General features: G+C 67.4%; 18 protein-coding genes. 9 read left to right on the top strand and 9 right to left on the bottom strand.

Annotated elements, in window-relative coordinates:
- Window positions 1–188 precede the first annotated feature (188 nt).
- The 4 genes from RT697_RS01320 (at window position 189) to RT697_RS01305 (ending at window position 3,587) form a co-directional block, all read left to right on the top strand.
- On the top strand, window positions 189–899 hold the full coding sequence (locus RT697_RS01320; protein ID WP_056561707.1) for a ribonuclease activity regulator RraA: 711 nt from the start codon (window positions 189–191) through the stop codon (window positions 897–899).
- A 63-nt stretch (window positions 900–962) separates the two neighbouring features.
- On the top strand, window positions 963–1,952 hold the full coding sequence (locus RT697_RS01315) for a tripartite tricarboxylate transporter substrate binding protein (RefSeq protein WP_313696643.1): 990 nt from the start codon (window positions 963–965) through the stop codon (window positions 1,950–1,952).
- A gap of 86 nt (window positions 1,953–2,038) precedes the next feature.
- On the top strand, window positions 2,039–2,731 hold the full coding sequence (locus tag RT697_RS01310) for an HAD-IA family hydrolase (RefSeq protein ID WP_313696642.1): 693 nt from the start codon (window positions 2,039–2,041) through the stop codon (window positions 2,729–2,731).
- 43 nt (window positions 2,732–2,774) lie between these two features.
- Window positions 2,775–3,587, top strand: coding sequence for a methyltransferase domain-containing protein (locus tag RT697_RS01305; RefSeq protein WP_313696641.1), 813 nt, complete (start codon window positions 2,775–2,777; stop codon window positions 3,585–3,587).
- A 13-nt stretch (window positions 3,588–3,600) separates the two neighbouring features.
- Here RT697_RS01305 and RT697_RS01300 read toward each other — a convergent pair whose 3' ends face one another.
- The gene (locus RT697_RS01300; RefSeq protein ID WP_313696640.1) at window positions 3,601–4,206 is read right to left on the bottom strand and encodes a TetR/AcrR family transcriptional regulator; all 606 of its coding nucleotides are present in this window, start codon (window positions 4,204–4,206) and stop codon (window positions 3,601–3,603) included.
- Entirely contained in the window at window positions 4,203–4,808 is a 606-nt protein-coding gene (locus RT697_RS01295; protein WP_313696639.1) for an NAD(P)H-dependent oxidoreductase, read from the bottom strand. Before RT697_RS01295 ends, RT697_RS01300 begins: the two co-directional genes overlap by 4 nt.
- A 167-nt stretch (window positions 4,809–4,975) precedes the next feature.
- On the opposite strand from RT697_RS01295, the gene RT697_RS01290 reads away from it, so the two are divergent.
- Window positions 4,976–5,929 (top strand): cation diffusion facilitator family transporter, encoded by a 954-nt coding sequence (locus RT697_RS01290; protein WP_313696638.1) that lies wholly within the window; start codon window positions 4,976–4,978, stop codon window positions 5,927–5,929.
- Between the two features lie 33 nt (window positions 5,930–5,962).
- On the opposite strand, the gene RT697_RS01285 is transcribed toward RT697_RS01290, so the two are convergent.
- Genes RT697_RS01285 through RT697_RS01275 form a run of 3 tightly spaced genes read right to left on the bottom strand, consistent with a single transcriptional unit; the run spans window position 5,963 to window position 9,801 of the window.
- Window positions 5,963–6,304 carry a hypothetical protein gene (locus tag RT697_RS01285; RefSeq protein ID WP_313696637.1) on the bottom strand — a complete coding sequence of 114 codons (342 nt, stop codon included), beginning with the start codon at window positions 6,302–6,304 and terminating at the stop codon, window positions 5,963–5,965.
- 3 nt (window positions 6,305–6,307) lie between these two features.
- Complete coding sequence (locus tag RT697_RS01280; RefSeq protein ID WP_313696636.1) at window positions 6,308–8,842, bottom strand: cbb3-type cytochrome c oxidase subunit I; 2,535 nt, start codon at window positions 8,840–8,842, stop codon at window positions 6,308–6,310.
- Window positions 8,839–9,801, bottom strand: a complete 963-nt coding sequence (locus tag RT697_RS01275) for a c-type cytochrome (RefSeq protein WP_313696635.1) — start codon at window positions 9,799–9,801, stop codon at window positions 8,839–8,841. The genes RT697_RS01280 and RT697_RS01275 overlap by 4 nt, the downstream gene beginning before the upstream one ends.
- Before the next feature lie 176 nt (window positions 9,802–9,977).
- On the opposite strand from RT697_RS01275, the gene RT697_RS01270 reads away from it, so the two are divergent.
- The 4 genes from RT697_RS01270 (at window position 9,978) to RT697_RS01255 (ending at window position 11,789) form a co-directional block, all read left to right on the top strand.
- Window positions 9,978–10,397: a c-type cytochrome gene (locus RT697_RS01270; RefSeq protein ID WP_313696634.1), complete on the top strand. Its 420-nt coding sequence runs from the start codon at window positions 9,978–9,980 to the stop codon at window positions 10,395–10,397.
- A complete protein-coding gene (locus RT697_RS01265; RefSeq protein WP_313696633.1) occupies window positions 10,394–11,242 on the top strand; it encodes a c-type cytochrome in 849 nt (282 codons plus the stop codon). The genes RT697_RS01270 and RT697_RS01265 overlap by 4 nt, the downstream gene beginning before the upstream one ends.
- A 92-nt stretch (window positions 11,243–11,334) precedes the next feature.
- On the top strand, window positions 11,335–11,595 hold the full coding sequence (locus RT697_RS01260; protein WP_313696632.1) for a hypothetical protein: 261 nt from the start codon (window positions 11,335–11,337) through the stop codon (window positions 11,593–11,595).
- Window positions 11,592–11,789, top strand: a complete 198-nt coding sequence (locus RT697_RS01255) for a hypothetical protein (protein ID WP_313696631.1) — start codon at window positions 11,592–11,594, stop codon at window positions 11,787–11,789. The genes RT697_RS01260 and RT697_RS01255 overlap by 4 nt, the downstream gene beginning before the upstream one ends.
- Before the next feature lie 13 nt (window positions 11,790–11,802).
- On the opposite strand, the gene RT697_RS01250 is transcribed toward RT697_RS01255, so the two are convergent.
- From RT697_RS01250 to RT697_RS01235, 4 genes are all read right to left on the bottom strand, one after another.
- Window positions 11,803–12,279, bottom strand: a complete 477-nt coding sequence (locus tag RT697_RS01250; RefSeq protein ID WP_313696630.1) for a hypothetical protein — start codon at window positions 12,277–12,279, stop codon at window positions 11,803–11,805.
- The gene (locus RT697_RS01245) at window positions 12,276–13,790 is read right to left on the bottom strand and encodes a PepSY-associated TM helix domain-containing protein (protein ID WP_313696629.1); all 1,515 of its coding nucleotides are present in this window, start codon (window positions 13,788–13,790) and stop codon (window positions 12,276–12,278) included. The genes RT697_RS01250 and RT697_RS01245 overlap by 4 nt, the downstream gene beginning before the upstream one ends.
- Before the next feature lie 13 nt (window positions 13,791–13,803).
- A complete protein-coding gene (locus tag RT697_RS01240; protein WP_409517388.1) occupies window positions 13,804–15,915 on the bottom strand; it encodes a TonB-dependent receptor in 2,112 nt (703 codons plus the stop codon).
- Window positions 15,916–16,096: 181 nt separating this feature from the next.
- Window positions 16,097–16,427: DUF2946 family protein (locus RT697_RS01235; RefSeq protein WP_313696628.1), on the bottom strand; the 331-nt coding region annotated here is incomplete at its 5' end.

The raw sequence follows: 16,427 nt of genomic DNA, 5'->3' as shown, positions 1-16,427 counted from the left end.
GCCGCCGCCCAAGCGCTACGAGCGTGGTTATGGCTGGATGTATTCCAAACACATCCTGCAGGCCAACGACGGCTGCGACCTGGACTTCCTGGAAACGGAGTTCGGCGCGCCCGTGCCCGAGCCCGCCATCTTCTGATTCCCGTCATTTTCAGATTCCCGATCAAATACCCGGAGCCATCGTGTCCCAAATGAATCCCGAAACCCGCGCCCGGTTGGCCGGCGTCAGCACCGCCACCCTGTGCACGGCCCTGTTCAAGCGCGGCCTGCGCAACCAGTTCATCCAGGACGTGCGCCCGCTGAACGCCAACCTGCCCAACATGGTCGGCCCGGCCTTCACGCTGCGCTACATCCCCGCGCGCGAAGACCTGAACACGATCAAGGTTTTCGAAGACCGCGCGCATCCGCAACGCGCCGCGGTTGAGACCTGCCCGGAAGGCGCGGTCTTCGTCATCGACAGCCGCAAGGACGCGCGCGCCGCCTCGGCCGGTTCCATCCTGGTCACCCGCCTGATGAAGCGTGGCGTGGCCGGCGTGGTGACCGACGGAGGCTTTCGCGATTCGCCTGAAATCGCCGAGATGGGCTTTCCCGCCTATCACCAGCGTCCGTCCGCACCCACCAATCTGACGCTGCACCAGGCGCTGGACATCAATGCGCCCATCGGCTGCGGCGACGTGGCGGTGTGGCCGGGCGACATCGTCGTGGGCGACCGGGAAGGCGTGGTGGTGATTCCGGCCCATCTGGCCGACGAGATCGCCCTGGAAGCCGTCGAAATGACCGCCTTCGAGGACTTCGTGACCAGCCAGGTGCAGGGCGGCGCGTCCATCCTGGGCCTGTACCCGCCGACCGATCCCGGCACGAAGGACAAATTCGCCGCCTGGCGCAAAGAACAAGGCCGCTGAGCCTTGCCGCCGGCTCGGCCGGCACCCCGATACATACCTATAAAACAAGGCAGGAGACAAATCATGAACACGCAACGACGTGGCGCGCTGGCCGCGCTTCTGGCCGGCGCGGTCTTCGGTATGCTGGCGTTGCCCGCCAGCGCCGCCGACTGGCCCACGCAAAAGCCGATTTCCTATGTGGTGCCGTTCACCGTGGGCGGTTCGACCGACGTGGTGGGCCGGGTGCTGGCGCAGAAGCTGGGCGACCGCCTGAAACAGAACGTCGTGGTCGAAAACAAGCCGGGCGCCGCCGGCGGCATCGGCGCCACCTACGTCGCCAAGGCGCCGCCCGACGGCTATACCCTGTTCGGCGGCACGATCAGCACCCATGCCATCAACGCCAGCCTGTACAAGAACCTGAAGTACGACCCGGTGAAAGACTTCGAGCCGGTGTCGCTGATCGCCTTCCTGCCCAACGTGCTGCTGGTGGATCCCAACCTGGGCGTGAATTCGGTGGCCGACCTGATCGCGCTGCTCAAGCGCGACCCCACCAAGCGCACGTTCGCGTCCTCGGGGGCGGGTACTTCCACGCACCTGGCCGGTGAACTGTTTGCAGGCATGATCGGCGTGCCGCTCACGCACGTGCCGTACAAGGGGACGCCGCCGGCCATGGTGGACGTCTCGTCCGGCGCGGTGACCTTCATGTTCGACCAGATGACGGCCGCGCTGCCGCTGCTGCAGACCGGCAAGCTCAAGCTGCTGGCGGTCACCACCAAGGACCGCATCGCGCTCGCGCCAGAAGTTCCGACCATGCAGGAAGCGGGCGTGCCGGGCTTCCAGATGGCGTCCTGGCAGGCGGTGTACGCGCCCAAGGGCACGCCCAAGCCGATACTGGACAAGCTGGCCGCCGAGATCGCCCTGATCCTGAAAGAGCCCGACGTGCAGGAAAAGCTGGGCAAGACCATGGGCATGGAACTGGTCGGCAGCACGCCCGACGAGCTTCGGGACCTGATGGCGACCGAGATTCCGCGCTGGGCGGAAGTGGTGAAGAAGTCGGGCGCGTCGGTCGAGTAACACGACGCCAGTGCGAGCGAGGCCGCGCAGCGCTAAGCTATGTTTTTGGGTCTGGTCGACGGCCAGACCCAAAGCGGAGCTTCCCTATGACCGATTTGACTGCCCTGGCAGGGGCCACCATTGCCTTCGATCTCGACGGAACGCTGGTCGAGTCGGCCCCCGACCTGATCGGGTCGGTAAATGCCGTATTGGTCGCGCATGGCTACGAGCCCTTGCCCTACGAACGGGGCCGGCCTTTTGTCAGCCGAGGCGCACGGTGGTTGTTGGAATTCGGGCTGAAAAGCGCTGGCGAGCCCGAGCCGGCGGCGCGCGCGGCCGCGCTGTTTGGCGGCTTCATTGCTTACTACAGTGACCATATCGCCGATGACACTCGGCCTTTCCCCGGGGCAATAGACGCCCTGAAAACGCTTCGTTCGGCGGGCGCCACGCTGGTCGTGTGCACCAACAAGCCCACCGGTCTGTCACGCAGCCTGTTGACCAAGCTGCACATGGCAGGTTTGTTCGACGGCGTGGTGGGCATCGACGCGGTGTCGGCGGCCAAGCCCAATCCAGCACACTTGATCGAGGCCGTGCAGGCGGTGGGCGGCAATCTGGCTCGCACAGTGATGGTGGGTGATGCCGACACCGACGCGGGCGCCGCGCGCGGGGCCGGCACGCCGCTGGTGCTGGTCGACTTTGGGTATACGGAAATCCCCGCTGCGGAGCTTGCGCCGGACGTGCTGCTGCATTGCTTCGACGATCTGGCGGACGCCTGCGCGGGGTTGCTCGACTCTCCATAGGCCCGCGCGCTGACGGCGCGCGGCGTGTTCAAGGAGTAGCACCATGACCGACTTCGACAAGGCATTCATCGGTTCGATTCCGAAGCTTTATGACTCCCTGATGGTCCCCATGATCTTCGCGCCCTATGCGGCGGGCATGGCGGAGCGGGTAGCAGGGTTCTCGCCGCGCGCGGTGCTCGAGACGGCGGCGGGAAGCGGCGCGGTCACACGCGCGTTGGCGCCGCGGTTGGATGCCGGCACGCGCTATGTGGCCACCGACCTCAATCAGCCCATGCTCGATTACGCAGCCGGCCGGCAGGCAGAGGGCGGCCGCATCGAATGGCGCCAGGCGGATGCCATGCACCTGCCGTTCGAGGACGAAACCTTTGACGTCGTGTGCTGCCAGTTTGGCGCGATGTTTTTCCCTGACCGGATAGGCGCCTATGCAGAGGCGCGCCGGGTCCTGCAGGCCGGCGGGCGCTTTGTCTTCAGCGTGTGGGACAGCGTTGAAGAGAATGAATTTGCTGCCGTCGTCGCACAGGCGGTCGCTGAGATGTTTCCGCAGGACCCACCGGTCTTCATCGCTCGCACGCCTCATGGTTACTACGACAAGGTGCGAATCCGGGATGACCTGCGCCGGGCGGGCTTTGAAGACGTGCAGATCGAGACGCACGAGGAAGTCAGCCGTGCGCAATCCGCCCAGGAAGCGGCAACCGCCTACTGCCAGGGCACGCCCCTGCGCAACGAAATCGAAGCGCGCGACGCGAGCCTGCTGATGCCCACCACGGAGCGAGCGGCGCAGGCCTTGGCGGACCGCTACGGCGCCGGACCGATCACAGGAAAGATTCAGGCGCACGTGGTCACCGCAACAAAATAGGGCAGACCAAATCCTATTTGTCCTGGGGGCACGCGTGTTTCACCATGTTCACAATGATCCGGAACAACTCGTCCCGCGCGGCTTGCTGCGTGATCTCGCCTGCGACCGCCGCCTGCGACAGCGCGTCGGCCGCGCCCAGCATGCCCCACAGACTGGCCAGGGAAACGCCTTGGGCGCCGGCGAAGGGCGCCAGGATGTCCTGGCATTTCCTGATGAACGCGTGCTGATACTGCGTCTTTACCGCGGCCAGTTCCGGGGAGCCATTCAACGCCGCGAGCACGCCGGGGATTTCACGCCCTTGCGCCGACACGCATTCCACGTACCGGGTCGCGATGACGTCTGCCTTGTCTTGCAGCGTGGACTTGCTGGCGGCGATGGCGTCGTCGATGATCGCGGTCTGGCGCTGGTCGAAATCCCGATACAGCGCCGCCAGCAGCCCGTTGCGGGTGCCGAAGTGGTCGTAGACGACGGGCTTGGACACGCCGGCCTGTTCGGCTAGACGACCCAGCGTCAACGCGTCCGTGCCTTCGTCGCGGATCAGCGCCCAGGACACGTCGATGAGCTGGCGTTGCCGCGCGTCCTTGGACAGCCGGCGGCGGGGGGCGGGTTGGGAAGTCATCGCGGGGCAAAGATCCGCTGGCCGATGGCCTGTGCGGCAGTCAGGTGCGCTTCGGGGTATCCGGCGTCGGACGCCACCAGCAGATCGGATGTTGCCACGCGCGCGCCACAGTAGCCGAAGATACCGTGATCAATTTGCGTCTTCATCGCGCCGAAATAGCCGTGCCGCGCATAGGTGCGCATATCGGCGCCGCCGCTGGCGACCAGATGCACCTGCAGCCGCTGCAGGCGTTTGACCACCTTGCCGTCGGGAGGGGCGTCATAGGCCCAGCCATTGGTGAAGACGCGGTCGATCCAGCCCTTCATCAACGCGGGAAACGACCACCAGTGCACGGGATACACCAGCACCAGCGCGTCGGCGCGATCCAGGCGCGCGTGTTCGGCGGTCACATCCGCGGGCGGATTGGAACGGGTCAGGTGCAAGTCCACGTCGGCCTGCGTGAAGCGGGGGTCGAAGCCTTCGGCGGCCAGATCCGCCACCTCGAAGGAATGCGGCGGTCCCGACGTCGAGCCTTCCTGCGCAACCCCTTGCGCGACATGATGGGCGATGGCGTGCGTCAGGGACGCCGGGTCCGGATGAGCTACAACGATGAGCGCGTGCATGGCGAATTCCTTTGGTCGGAAGCATTAACCTACGAATCGTAGCCTACGATTGGTAGGTTAAGCCAGTAAAACCTTCGGCTCCGCGTGGGATCGGCCGAGTCGAGCCGTTCCCCGCCCGAGGATCGATACGGTTATCGTGTCGCCAGATCAGTCCCCCCGGAGGAACCATGACCTCGCGAACGGCATTGTTCGACCTGCGCTCGGAGCAGGGCGTGTTGCGGATATCCATCGCGGTCACGCTTTGCATCGCCGTCATCGGCATCGGATTCGGCGTGGCCTCGGGATCGTTTTCCATCGTCTTCGACGGCGTTTATTCGCTGGTCGACGCCAGCATGAGCGCGCTGTCGCTGGTGGTGGTGCGGCTCATCACGTCTTACGCCACGTCCCGGCAACTGCCGCGCAAGCTGCGAGAGCGCTTCACGATGGGGTTCTGGCATCTGGAACCCATGGTGCTGACCCTTAACGGCATCCTGCTCAGCGGCGTGGCGATCTACGCGCTTATCAACGCGATCAGCAGCCTCTTGAAAGGCGGGCGCGATCTGGAGTTCGGCCTGGCGCTTGTCTATGCGGTGCTGACCCTGACGGCCTGCGTGGCGATCGCGCTGGCCGAGGCGCGCGCCAACCGGCGGATCCGGTCGGCGTTTCTGCACATGGATCTGAAGGGCTGGATCATGTCGGCCAGCATCACGGCCGCGCTGCTGGTGGCGTTCTGCATCGGGTTCGGCGTGCAGGGCACCCGCTGGGAATGGATTTCGCCCTATATCGATCCGGCCGTGCTGGCAGTGGTGTGCGCGGTGATCATCCCCTTGCCGCTGTCGGTCATCCGCCAGGCGTTGTCCGAGATGCTGCTGGTTACGCCGGCCGACCTGAAACAGCACGTCGACACGGTGGCGCAGGCGTTCGTGCAGCGGCATGGCTTCGCGTCGTATCGCGCGTATGTCGCGAAGGTCGGGCGGTCGCAGGAGATCGAACTGTATTTCATCGTGCCGGCCGACACGCCGGCGCGCGGCATCGGGGCGTGGGACAGCCTGCGCGACGAGATCGGGGATGCGCTGGGCGCGGACAGTCCCGATCGCTGGCTGACGGTGGTGTTCACGGGTGACCCGGAGTGGGCGGAATAGCGCCAGCGCCGTAGCGGGCGGCCGTGCGCCGCTTCAAAGACACGCGGCCATCAGGAAAACCGGCAGCGTTTCCCACACCACGGCCACGGCCGACAGCCAGCACAGGGCAGCGCAAAGCCAGGCGTGAAATGGCGGCGCGTTCTGCGCATGCACCCGCGCACGCTGACGCCACGCGGCCAGCGCCATCCCCGCCAACGCCGCCGCGCTACCGGCCACGATGATCCACGACGACACCGGCAGCCCCAGCCACAGGCCGGTCAGCGCCGAACGGGCGCAGGCCAGCGCGTTGACGATGTAGATGAACAGAAAATGCACCAGCCAGATCAGCGGACCGGCGATGAGGTAAAGCAGTTCGACCGAGAAGCGCGTCTTCATGGCTTACCCCGTCAGCCGCGGAAAGGCGTGCAGCAGCGCCAGCGCGATCAGCCCTTGCGCCACGGTGTAGAACATCATGGCCCGGGTGGTGTCGAACGCCGCGCGGCGCGTGGGGCGGAGCCTTCCCGCCAGCGACCGCGCCACCGTAAAGATGGCCATCACGACCGAGATCCCGCCGAAGAGCGCCTGCAAGCCTGCGACGGCGTACGTCGCTGCCGTGTAGGCGGTGGCCTGGGGGCGCAGCCCGGTCTGCCATTGTGCGGTCAGGTCCAGCGCGGGCGCAGCGGCCAGCAACAGCGCCGCGCCGGTCACGCACCAGCGCAGCGCCGCTTGCCGGTCCTGCGTCATCAGCCGCCCGGCGGCTGCAGCAAGGGCCGCTGCCGCCAACACCATGACGGCGGACAGCATCGGCCAGCCGGGCGCGGGCAGCGCATTGGCCGCGGGCCAGGCCTGCGGGTTCGTGGTCCACAGAAACAGGTAGCTGAACATCAACGAGCCAAAGATGCTGGCGCAGACGATCAGCAGCAGCACCATCGCCCACGACGCATGCGACGCGCTTCCCGAGCACATCATGGGCAGCCGCAGGCCGCCGCCGATCTCCACCGGCGGGTAGTCCGGGCCGGTGTCCGCATCCCACAGCCAGCGCCAGAGCGAGACGACGGCCAGCACGCCAAACGCACCGGCCAGCAGCATCAGCTTGAAGGTCAGCAGCAGGAAGAATCCGGCCGTCCCGACGGCGGCAAGCAGCGGCGACCAGGCCGGACCCGGCAGCGGCAGCACATAGTCGGGGCGGGCGTCCAGCGCGCTGGTCACCAGCGTGGTGCGCAGGCCGGCCGGGGAATTGGGCAGGTAATGCTGGCCGTCGACGACCTGCCGCGCGAGGCCGGGTTGGTCCCACAGCGGCTCGCGGCTGGTGACCGTAGGCACGCTGCGCAGCCCGTAGCTGCCGCTCGGCAGCCATTCCAGTGTGCCGGCGTCCCAGACATTGCCCGCATTGTTGTCGATGGTGGGCCGGAAGTTGCGCGCCAGATCGATCAGAAAGACGAGCACCCCGGCGGCGATCAGGTAGGCGCCCACGGTCGACAGCATGTTCAGCGGTCCCAGCCCCTGGCTTTCGGCGTAGGTGTAGACGCGGCGCGGCATGCCGGCCAGCCCCGTGAAGTGCATCGGAAAGAAGGCGACGTTGAAGCCCACGAACATCAGCCAGAAGGCCCAGCGCCCCAGCCGCTCGGAGAGCCGCCGCGCGCTGATGAACGGCGTCCAGTAGTAGAACGCCGCAAACAGCGGGAACACCATGCCGCCGAACAGCACGTAATGCAGGTGCGCCACGACGAAGTAGGTGTCGTGCGCCTGCAGGTCGAACGGAATCACGGCGACCATCACACCGGTCAGGCCGCCGATGACGAACACGAAGAAGAATCCCAGGATGAACAGCGTCGGCGTCTTGAGGGGGCGCAGCCGGACGGCGGCGGCAATGGTGGCGATCCAGGCGAATATCTGGATGGCGGTCGGAACCGACACGGCCATGCTCGCGGCCGACGCGAAGCTGAGCGACAACTGTGGAATGCCCGTGGCGAACATGTGGTGCACCCACAGCCCGAAGCTCAGGAATCCCGTGGATACGACCGCCAGCACCACCAGGCGGTAGCCGACCAGCGGCGTGCCGGTCATCGCGGGAATCATCATCGACACCATGCCGGCGGCGGGCAGGAAGATGATGTAGACCTCCGGATGGCCGAAGAACCAGAACAGGTGCTGCCACAGCAACGGATCGCCGCCGCGCTGCGCAATGAAGAACGGCATGTCGAAGGCGCGCTCCAGCTCCAGCAGGGCCGTGGCCACGATGACCGCCGGAAATGCGACGATCACCATGCCGCAGAAGACCAGCATCACCCAGGCGAACACCGGGATCTTGTCCAGCGTCATGCCGGGCGCGCGCGTGCGCAGGATGCCGACGGCCAGTTCGATGGCGCCGGCAATCGCCGAGATCTCGATGAAGCCGATGCCCAGCAGCCACAGGTCGGCATTTACCGCGGGCGAATACTGGGTGCTGGTCAGCGGCGGATACATGAACCAGCCGCCATCGGGCGCCAGCCCCACGAAGATGCTGCAGAAGAACACCAGCCCGCCGATCGCATAGGCCCAGTAAGCATAGGCCGACAGCCTTGGAAATGGCAGGTCGCGCGCGCCCAGCATGTTGGGCAGCAGCAGCACGGCCACGGCTTCCACGGCCGGCACCGCGAACAGGAACATCATCACCGTGCCGTGCATGGTGAAGAGCTGGTTGTAGAGTTCGTGGCCGATCAGGTTGCTGTCCGGCGCGGCCAACTGCGTGCGCATCATCAGCCCCAGCACGCCGGCCAGAATGAAGAACAGCAGCGCGGTGGCGATGTACAGCAGGCCGATGGACGTGTTGTTGACGACCGTGAGCGCACGCCATCCCGTGGGGCGCTTCCAGGCGCGTTCGAGCTGCTCGAGTTCGCCTTCGGGCCGCGGGAGCGCGTTGGGAAGCTCGGTCTGGGTTGGCTGGCGCGTCACTTCAGGCTTTCCAGGTAGCGGGCCACGGCGCGCAAGTCGTCGCCCGGCCATTGGTCAAAGGACGGCATGGCATTGCCGGGTTTGATGTGCTGGCTGCCGGCGATCCACCCGCCCATCGCGCCGACGTTGTTCGGCAGGATGCCGGCGGCAAGGGAGGGCCGGCTGCCCACATGGGTAAGGTCGGGTCCCAGCGTGCCGCGCGCCGCCGTGCCGCGCACCGTGTGGCATTGCGCACAGGCCTGCATGAATCGCTCGGCCGCCGGCCTGAACTCGGGTTCGGGCGCGCCTGCCGGCTGGCGTTGCGCCTGCACCCAGGCGTCGAAGGCCTCGGCGTCCACCGCTTGCACGTCGAACCGCATCTGCGCGTGTTGCGCGCCGCAATATTCGGCGCAGTGGCCGCGAAACGTGCCTGGCGTCCGAGCCAGCGCGCGCATCCGGTTCACGCGTCCGGGGATCATGTCGAGCTTGCCGCCCAGTTCGGGAATCCAGAAGCTGTGGATCACGTTGTCCGACTTGAGCAGGAATTCCACCGGCTTGCCGGTGGGGATGCGGATCTCGTTGGCGGTCTCGAAGAGCAAGCCGCCCGAGGCATCCAGATAGCGCACGCGCCACCACCACAGTTCGCCGGTCACCTCGATGCGGGCGGCAAAAGACGCAGCGTCGCGCGCCGCGGACGGTGCGGGCGTCAGCACGTAGATGAGCAGGGCGGTCAAGGCCACCACGGGAAAGGCGATGCCCGCGCCTACGATCAGGGCGGACCCGGAAAGCCGACGGCGCAGCGGGGCCGAGCCGAACAGGGCCAGCGCGAGCAGTACGCCGACGGCTACGAAGATCGCAGCTGCGCCCACATGCAGCACCCACCCGATCTCGGCGATCCGCGCGGCGTCTTCGCCGCTGGGCTGGGCCGAGGCGGCGGACGGCAACGCGGCGGCGAGCACGATAAGAAGAATATTCGCCATGTTCTTTTGGTTGGATGATCCGGCGGACTGGCGGAGGGAGCCGCCGGCCCCGCGAAAGGCCGCGTCAGCAGGAATCGTGCCCGGCAGGTTGGCTGCACGGGTGGCATCGCCAGCGGGCACGCAAGTTGCTGGCGACAACCGGTTCAGCGTGGTTCTGCGCTTACCAGGAGACCGCATTGCGCCGGATTGCCCGACCCAACCGCCTGCTGCCGGCCCTGGCCGCGATGCTGCTGCTGGGGGCCTGTCAGGACGATGCGCCGCTTTTTTCCGCGGGCGCGGCGGGGGCGCTGTCCGGCCGCACCGATCCCGATCGTGGCCGGCGCTTGATCGCCGAGCATGGATGCACGGCCTGTCACACCGTTCCGGGCGTACCCGGTCCGGCCTCCCGCGTCGGGCCGCCGCTCGGCAACATGGCGCGGCAGGCGTACGTTGCCGGGCTTTTGCCCAACACGCCCGACAACCTGGTGCGCTGGCTGATGGACCCACCCGGAATCAACCCGAAAACGGCCATGCCGGACACCGGCTTGCAACGGTCCGGCGCTGAGGATATCGCCGCCTACCTGATGCACGCCGGCCGCGGGGAGGGTACGCCATGAGACGATGGGCCCGCACCGCCGCGCTGACGCTCGTCGTCACTGCCGCCGCCGGCGGAACGGTGGCTGGCGCCGTGGTGTGGTTCGGCTGGTACGACGTCACCGCCACGTCGCCGCACACCACCCCGGTGCATCATCTGCTCGATACGGCGCTGACCCGGGCCGTGAAGACGCGGTCAGCCGGCATCGAAGCGCCCGACCTCGCCGATGCCGAGCGTATCCGGAACGGCTCGCGCCTCTACCGTGCCCACTGCGTCCAATGCCACGGTGGGCCGGGCGTGGCGCCCGAGCCGTATGCGCTGGGCATGAACCCGGCGCCCGCCGCGCTGGTGGCAACTGCCCGGATGCGCACAGCCGCCGAGGTCTTTTGGATCACCCGGCAGGGCATCAAGATGACCGGCATGCCGGCCTGGCAGTACCGCCTGACTGACGATGAGATCTGGGATGTGGTGGCGTTTCTGCGCGTGTTGCCCGCGCTGTCCGCCGAGGACTACAGGCGGGACGGCGCCGGCCTGCCACCAGAGGCGCCGCGTCGGACCGCGCAGCCTGCCGCCCGGGTGGGCGACGCCCGCGCGGGGCGCGATGCGCTGCAGCAATACCTCTGCGTTACGTGCCACGCCATCCCGGGCGTGCCCGGGGCTTGGAATTACGTCGGGCCGGCGCTCGGCCAGATGGGGGAACAGCCGTACATCGCGGGCGTTTTGCCCAATACGCCGGAAAACATGGCGCGCTGGTTGCGCAGCCCTGGATCCTTCAAGCCCGGCACGGCGATGCCTGACCTGGGTGTCAGCGAGCAGGATGCGAAGGACATCGCCGCATTTCTGCGGACGCTGCCGGACGGGCCTTGAGCGGGGGCGCTATTGCGCCGGATGGCAAGCAGGAATGGCACTTGCTCGCCTGCTGGACATCGAGAACCCCGCGACAAATCCAGGAGCCGTTCATGTCTCAATCGAAATCCGACAACGCCCGCACATCCATTCCGGGCCAGCCCGACGTCAACGCGGGCGCGCTGCGCCCGTCCGGACATGCCAGCACGGCCGACCGTGTACCCGACCTCGACCATCCGCCTCGCGCCAGCAGCCATGACCAGCCGGGCTTCGATCAGGCCGTTGCGCAGGAAGAGGCCGAGGCGCGCGACGGCACGCTGCCCGGCAGCAATGACACGCGTCCCGCGCCGCCGCAGCAGGAGGAAGCGCAATGATCGTCGAAGTCTTTCAGCGCGCGGACGGCAGATGGGGCTTTCGCGGCATCGCCTTGTTGGGCGTGCAGGAGGACGCCGGCTCTTATCCGACACGAGATGACGCCGCTGCTGCGGCGCGCGTCGCCTATCCCGGCGAGGCGATTTCAGAGGTTGATGCGTCCGTGGACACGCCACCCGCGCAGCACTCCGATTGACGGGGTGCCCGCCTCAATACCGTCCGGCAGGCAACACGTCGTGCAGGTAGCCGTCCGCGTCTGGCCGTGCGGTAAGCATGTGCCGCACCCACGCGTCCCGTTCATGGGCGATCACCGCCAATTCCCACACGCATGCCAGCGCGGGGGCGGTCACAGGGGTGAGCGTGTCCGGTTGCGCCAGCGGCGCGGACAGCATGCGCTGGCAGACGATGCCACCGGAGATCCACCAGTCCACCAGTAGCCACACCGCTTCTTCGCCGACATGCGCGATGCAGTATCCGAGGCCATGGCTGCGAGGGTCGTCGCCGTGTTCGTGCAGCACATCACGCACGGCGGCGCGGACGGACGCGATGACCGGCTCCGCCAGGATCGGACCCGCATAGTCCGCATCCCGATGAATGCCGTAAGCCTTGATGGAATGCCCGCCCTCACGCCACGTGCCGAGCGGATCAATGCGGCGGGGGGAATAGGGTTCGGGAGGAAGCGTCATCGCGTGCCTTGTGGTCGGGGATGGCGCGATTCTACCGGCGTGCCGCGCGACCAGCCCAGCCGCCGCACGCCCAGCACGATGCCGGTGGCGGACACGGCCAGGCCGCCGAGGCTCAACAGGATAAGCGCCAGGTCCCGGCCCACCCCGGCACTCAGCAGGGCGGGGGTATCCCAGCTATGCAAAAAGTAGAAAAGCCAGCGTCCGACCCGCTGCGCGCGGGACAGGCTCAGCGCCGCCTCGCCGGTGCGCAGATCCACGTAGACGCGGTCGCCGGCCGGGGTGTCGAAATTTAGCCGCAGGACCGGCAGACCGCGCGGCGCGCCGCCGTTCATCGCTTCGGCGTGGCGCGCGTAGTAGTAGGCGTCGTAGTGATCCAGCAACGTCGCCTGGACGGTCGCGCCGGGAAACAGCGCGCGCGCGGCCTCAAGGACTGCCTCGGGCTGCCACGTCGACAGCACGGTCAATGCGCCATCCTCCCGGCGAACGATGCGGCTGCCTGCCGTTGCGTCGCGCGCCAGCACATACGGTTGTCCGGCCATCCGCCGCCATTCGAGCTGAACCGGTTTGAAGCCCGCATCGTGCAAGGCCTGCAGCACCGGCTGCGGATCCGCAATCGGCGCGGCGAGTGGCGCGCCCGCCATGGCTTGCCGGTCAGGGCCGGGGTCGGAGCCGGCGAACAACCCGCCCGGATTCATCGACATCAGCCCGCTGAAGATCCACGTGCACACAAACGCGCTGAAGGCGAGGCCGATGATGTGGTGCCAGCGCATCCAGGCCTCGCGGTAGGGCGTGCGCGCGCCCGTTTTGTAGCGTCCACGAAAGCGCCAGCGCCACACGCCGACCACCGTGCCGCTGATTGCCAGCACGGTGCAGACGCCCGACAGCGCGATCACCATCCAGCTCCAGACCGGATCGACGGACCGGTCGCGCGCCATGTACAGCCAGTGCAGCCACGCGCCGATGTAGTTCCACCGCTGCTGCGCAATCGGCGCGTCCAGCACGACTTCGCCCGTTGCCGATGAAACATACAGCGTGCCCGCCGCGTCTCCTTCCATGCGCACCTTGTGCAGTGGGCGATGGCGGTCCAGCCCGCGCGAATGCGTCCAGCGGTCCTCGTCGATCAGGCCCGCATACCGGGCCGTGCCTGCGGGCCAGAACGCGTGCGCCGCGGCCACGGCCATGTCAGCTGTCACCGTGCCATCAGGCCGGCCGGTGCGCGCGGACCAGGCGCGCGGGCCGTCCGGGGTTGGGACCACGTAGGTCGGCTCGCCGCGCACCGACGTCAGCACGGCAAGCGTGCCGCCGGGCTGCGCCGCGTCCAACGGGCGCAAAACGTCCGCAGCCAGCACGGGCAGGCTGGCGAAGCGCTCTTCGGGCGTCAGCTTCGGGTAACCGACATACAGCATGACGATGCCGCTGAGAAACCACGCCAGCATCAGCACGCAGCCCGTTACGCCGAGCCAGCGGTGCGCCAGGTAAGTGAGCCTGCGCAGGCGCGCCTTGGCGTCCATGGTCGCGTCCGTCCTAGAAGCGGTGGTTCAGCGTCAACTCGAACCGGCGGCTCGGCCCATACATCCACTGCGTGTTGGTGTAGTAGGCCGTCGTGAAGTACGCGCGGTCAAAGATGTTGAAGCCCCGGGCCGTGATGGCGGTGTCCTTGTTCACGTCCCAGCGCAGCGCCAGGTCCGTCGTGGTGTAGGACGGCAGTTCGATCGTGTTCGCGCTGTCCGCATAGCGCTTGCCCACGTAACGCATGCCGCCCATCGCGGTCCAGCCCGGCTGGAAATTCCAGCTCAGCCACAGGTTCGCCAGGCGTTGCGGCACGTTCGGGGGAACATTGCCCGCCCGCGACACGGCCGCGCCGCCGACCGACTCGGAGAAATCCTCGTACTTGGCCCGCAGCACGGTGGCATTGGCGTCGATCGTCCAGCCGGGCGCAACGGCCAGCGACAGCGACGTTTCCAGGCCGCGCGACGATTGCTCGCCCACCTGCACCCGCAGGCTGGGATCATCCGCGTCGCGCGACAGCAGGTTGGTCTTGCGGATCTCGTACGCGGCCAGCGTCCATTCGCCGCGCCCGTCCATGAAGTTCTGCTTGAGGCCGACCTCGATCTGCTTGCCGCGCGACAGGTCGAACGACGCGTTGGACGGGCTGATCATCAGTAGCCCGCTGACCGGATCGGCGGCCTCCGCGTACTGCGCGTAGACGGCCAGATCGGGCGTGACGTCATACACGGTGCCAATGCGCCAGCCCACGTCGGAAAAGGTCTTGGACAGGGCGCGCTGATCGGTGACCAGGTCGTCGCGCGTGACCTTCGCGTGGTCGTAGCGCAGGCCGCCGATGAGGGACCACTTGCTGGTCAGCGCCAGACGGTCTTCCACGAACAGGGCGTACTGGTCCGCCTTGTTGCGGTAACGCGGAATGAACGGCACGTCGCTCTGGTATTGGCCGTGGGCCGGGTCATACGGGTCGACCGAACCCGAACTGCCCGTGTACGTGTTGTTGATGTGCTCGAACGTGGCATGGTTGACGTCGAAGCCCACGGAAACCGTGTTGTCCAGGCCGGCCAGCGTGCCCTTGAAGACGGCGCTCGTCGTCAGGCCGGTCTGGGTCTGGTCATGCGTGATCTGCGTGTTGTCGGATCGGTCGATCAGGCTGGTCGCGGGGTTGTACACGTAACGCTCGGCGTTGCGCCAGTCGCGGTCGCTCTGCACGTGATAAAGACGCGAGCGCACGGTGGTGGCGTCGTTCGGCGTCCAGACGGTGTCCAGTTGGGTCCACTGGTCGCGAAAGCGCATGAAACTGTCGGCGACGTTGTAGTTCTGCTTGCGCACGGCGTCGTCCTGCTCGCCGTTGATCATCGGGGTCCCGAAGTACCGCATCGGGCGCTGGTAGCCATAGGCATAGCTCAGCGTCATGTTCAGGTCCGGCGTGGCGTCCCAGCGCAGCGCGCCGGAGAACGTCGCGTCGCCCGACTGGCCCCGGTCCACATAACCGTCCGTGTAGTTGCCGCTGACGTCCAGACGATACGACAGCGTATCGCTGAGCGCGCCTCCGCTGCCGATCCCCAGCCGAGCCGTATCCTGCGTGCCGATCGTTGCCTGCACCTCGTTCTGGATCGGCCCGCGGGTGGGGCGCTTGGGGATCACGTTCACGACGCCGCCGATCGCGCTGTCGCCGTAGATGACGGACGCGGGACCGCGCAGCACCTCGATGCGCTCGACCGACCAGGTGTCGAACGGAAACGTCAGGCCGACGCCACCATACTGGCGCAGTCCGTCGTACAGCCGCATGACGGACGTGCTGTCGGTGAAACCGCGCACCGACAGGGCGCTGTTGCCGTTGCCGGGGTGGGGCGCGGCCGAGAAGCCCGGCGCGCGGGTGATGGCTTCGATCACGCTGGCGTCGCCACGGGACTCGATCTGTTCCCGCGAGATGATGTCGACGCTGGCGGGCGTCTGCATGGGCGTGAGGCCCAGATTGGAGCCGGTGGACGCCTCGGTGGTGAGCGCCGTGTCGGCGCCGCCGACCACGGTGATGGGGGCGAGGGTGGCGGGAGCGGTTTGGGCGGCGGCGTTGAACGCGGCCAGGATCAGCGTCGTGCCGAGGCACGCGTGCGTACGAACGATGGTCAAGATGACCCCTCTTCTTTTGTCTTCGACTGAATCTGCCGCCGGCAGGAAAGCCGGTCGGCAAAGCGCGGGCGAAGAGGGGATGACCGTGCAGGCGGCGCCGATGCGCTGGCGCCGTGAAGATGGCTTACGGGGGCTCCCGCTCTTCGCTGCCGTGCGCGACGTCAGGCGCGCGCGCGGCGGATCAGGAAGACAGGGAGGGCGGGGCGCGTGATCCGAGCGGCGGGCCGAGGGCCGGCAGCGGCGGCGTGGCGCGGTAGACGGGAATCTCGGGCGCGGCGTAGGCGGCGCGCGCCGACAACACAGGTGCAAGCCCGGTGTCCGGCAGAATCACGTGCGCGGCGAGGGCGCCAAAGGCGCAGGCATCTCCGGCAACGTGCTTGGCGTCCGGCTCGGCCGGCAGGTCGAACGTCACGTTCATCGTGCCGCCGGCTTCGCACAGCGTCAGCATCAGCGAGGTCGTGGACGGCCCCGCCATGTAGCCCGTCGGGATGAAAGCGCGCAGCACGAAAGCG

This window comes from Achromobacter sp. (genome assembly GCF_032113835.1).
GTDB lineage: Bacteria > Pseudomonadota > Gammaproteobacteria > Burkholderiales > Burkholderiaceae_B > Achromobacter.
Note: the sequence above shows the minus strand (reverse complement) of the source record. Positions and strands in the feature narration are given on the sequence as shown.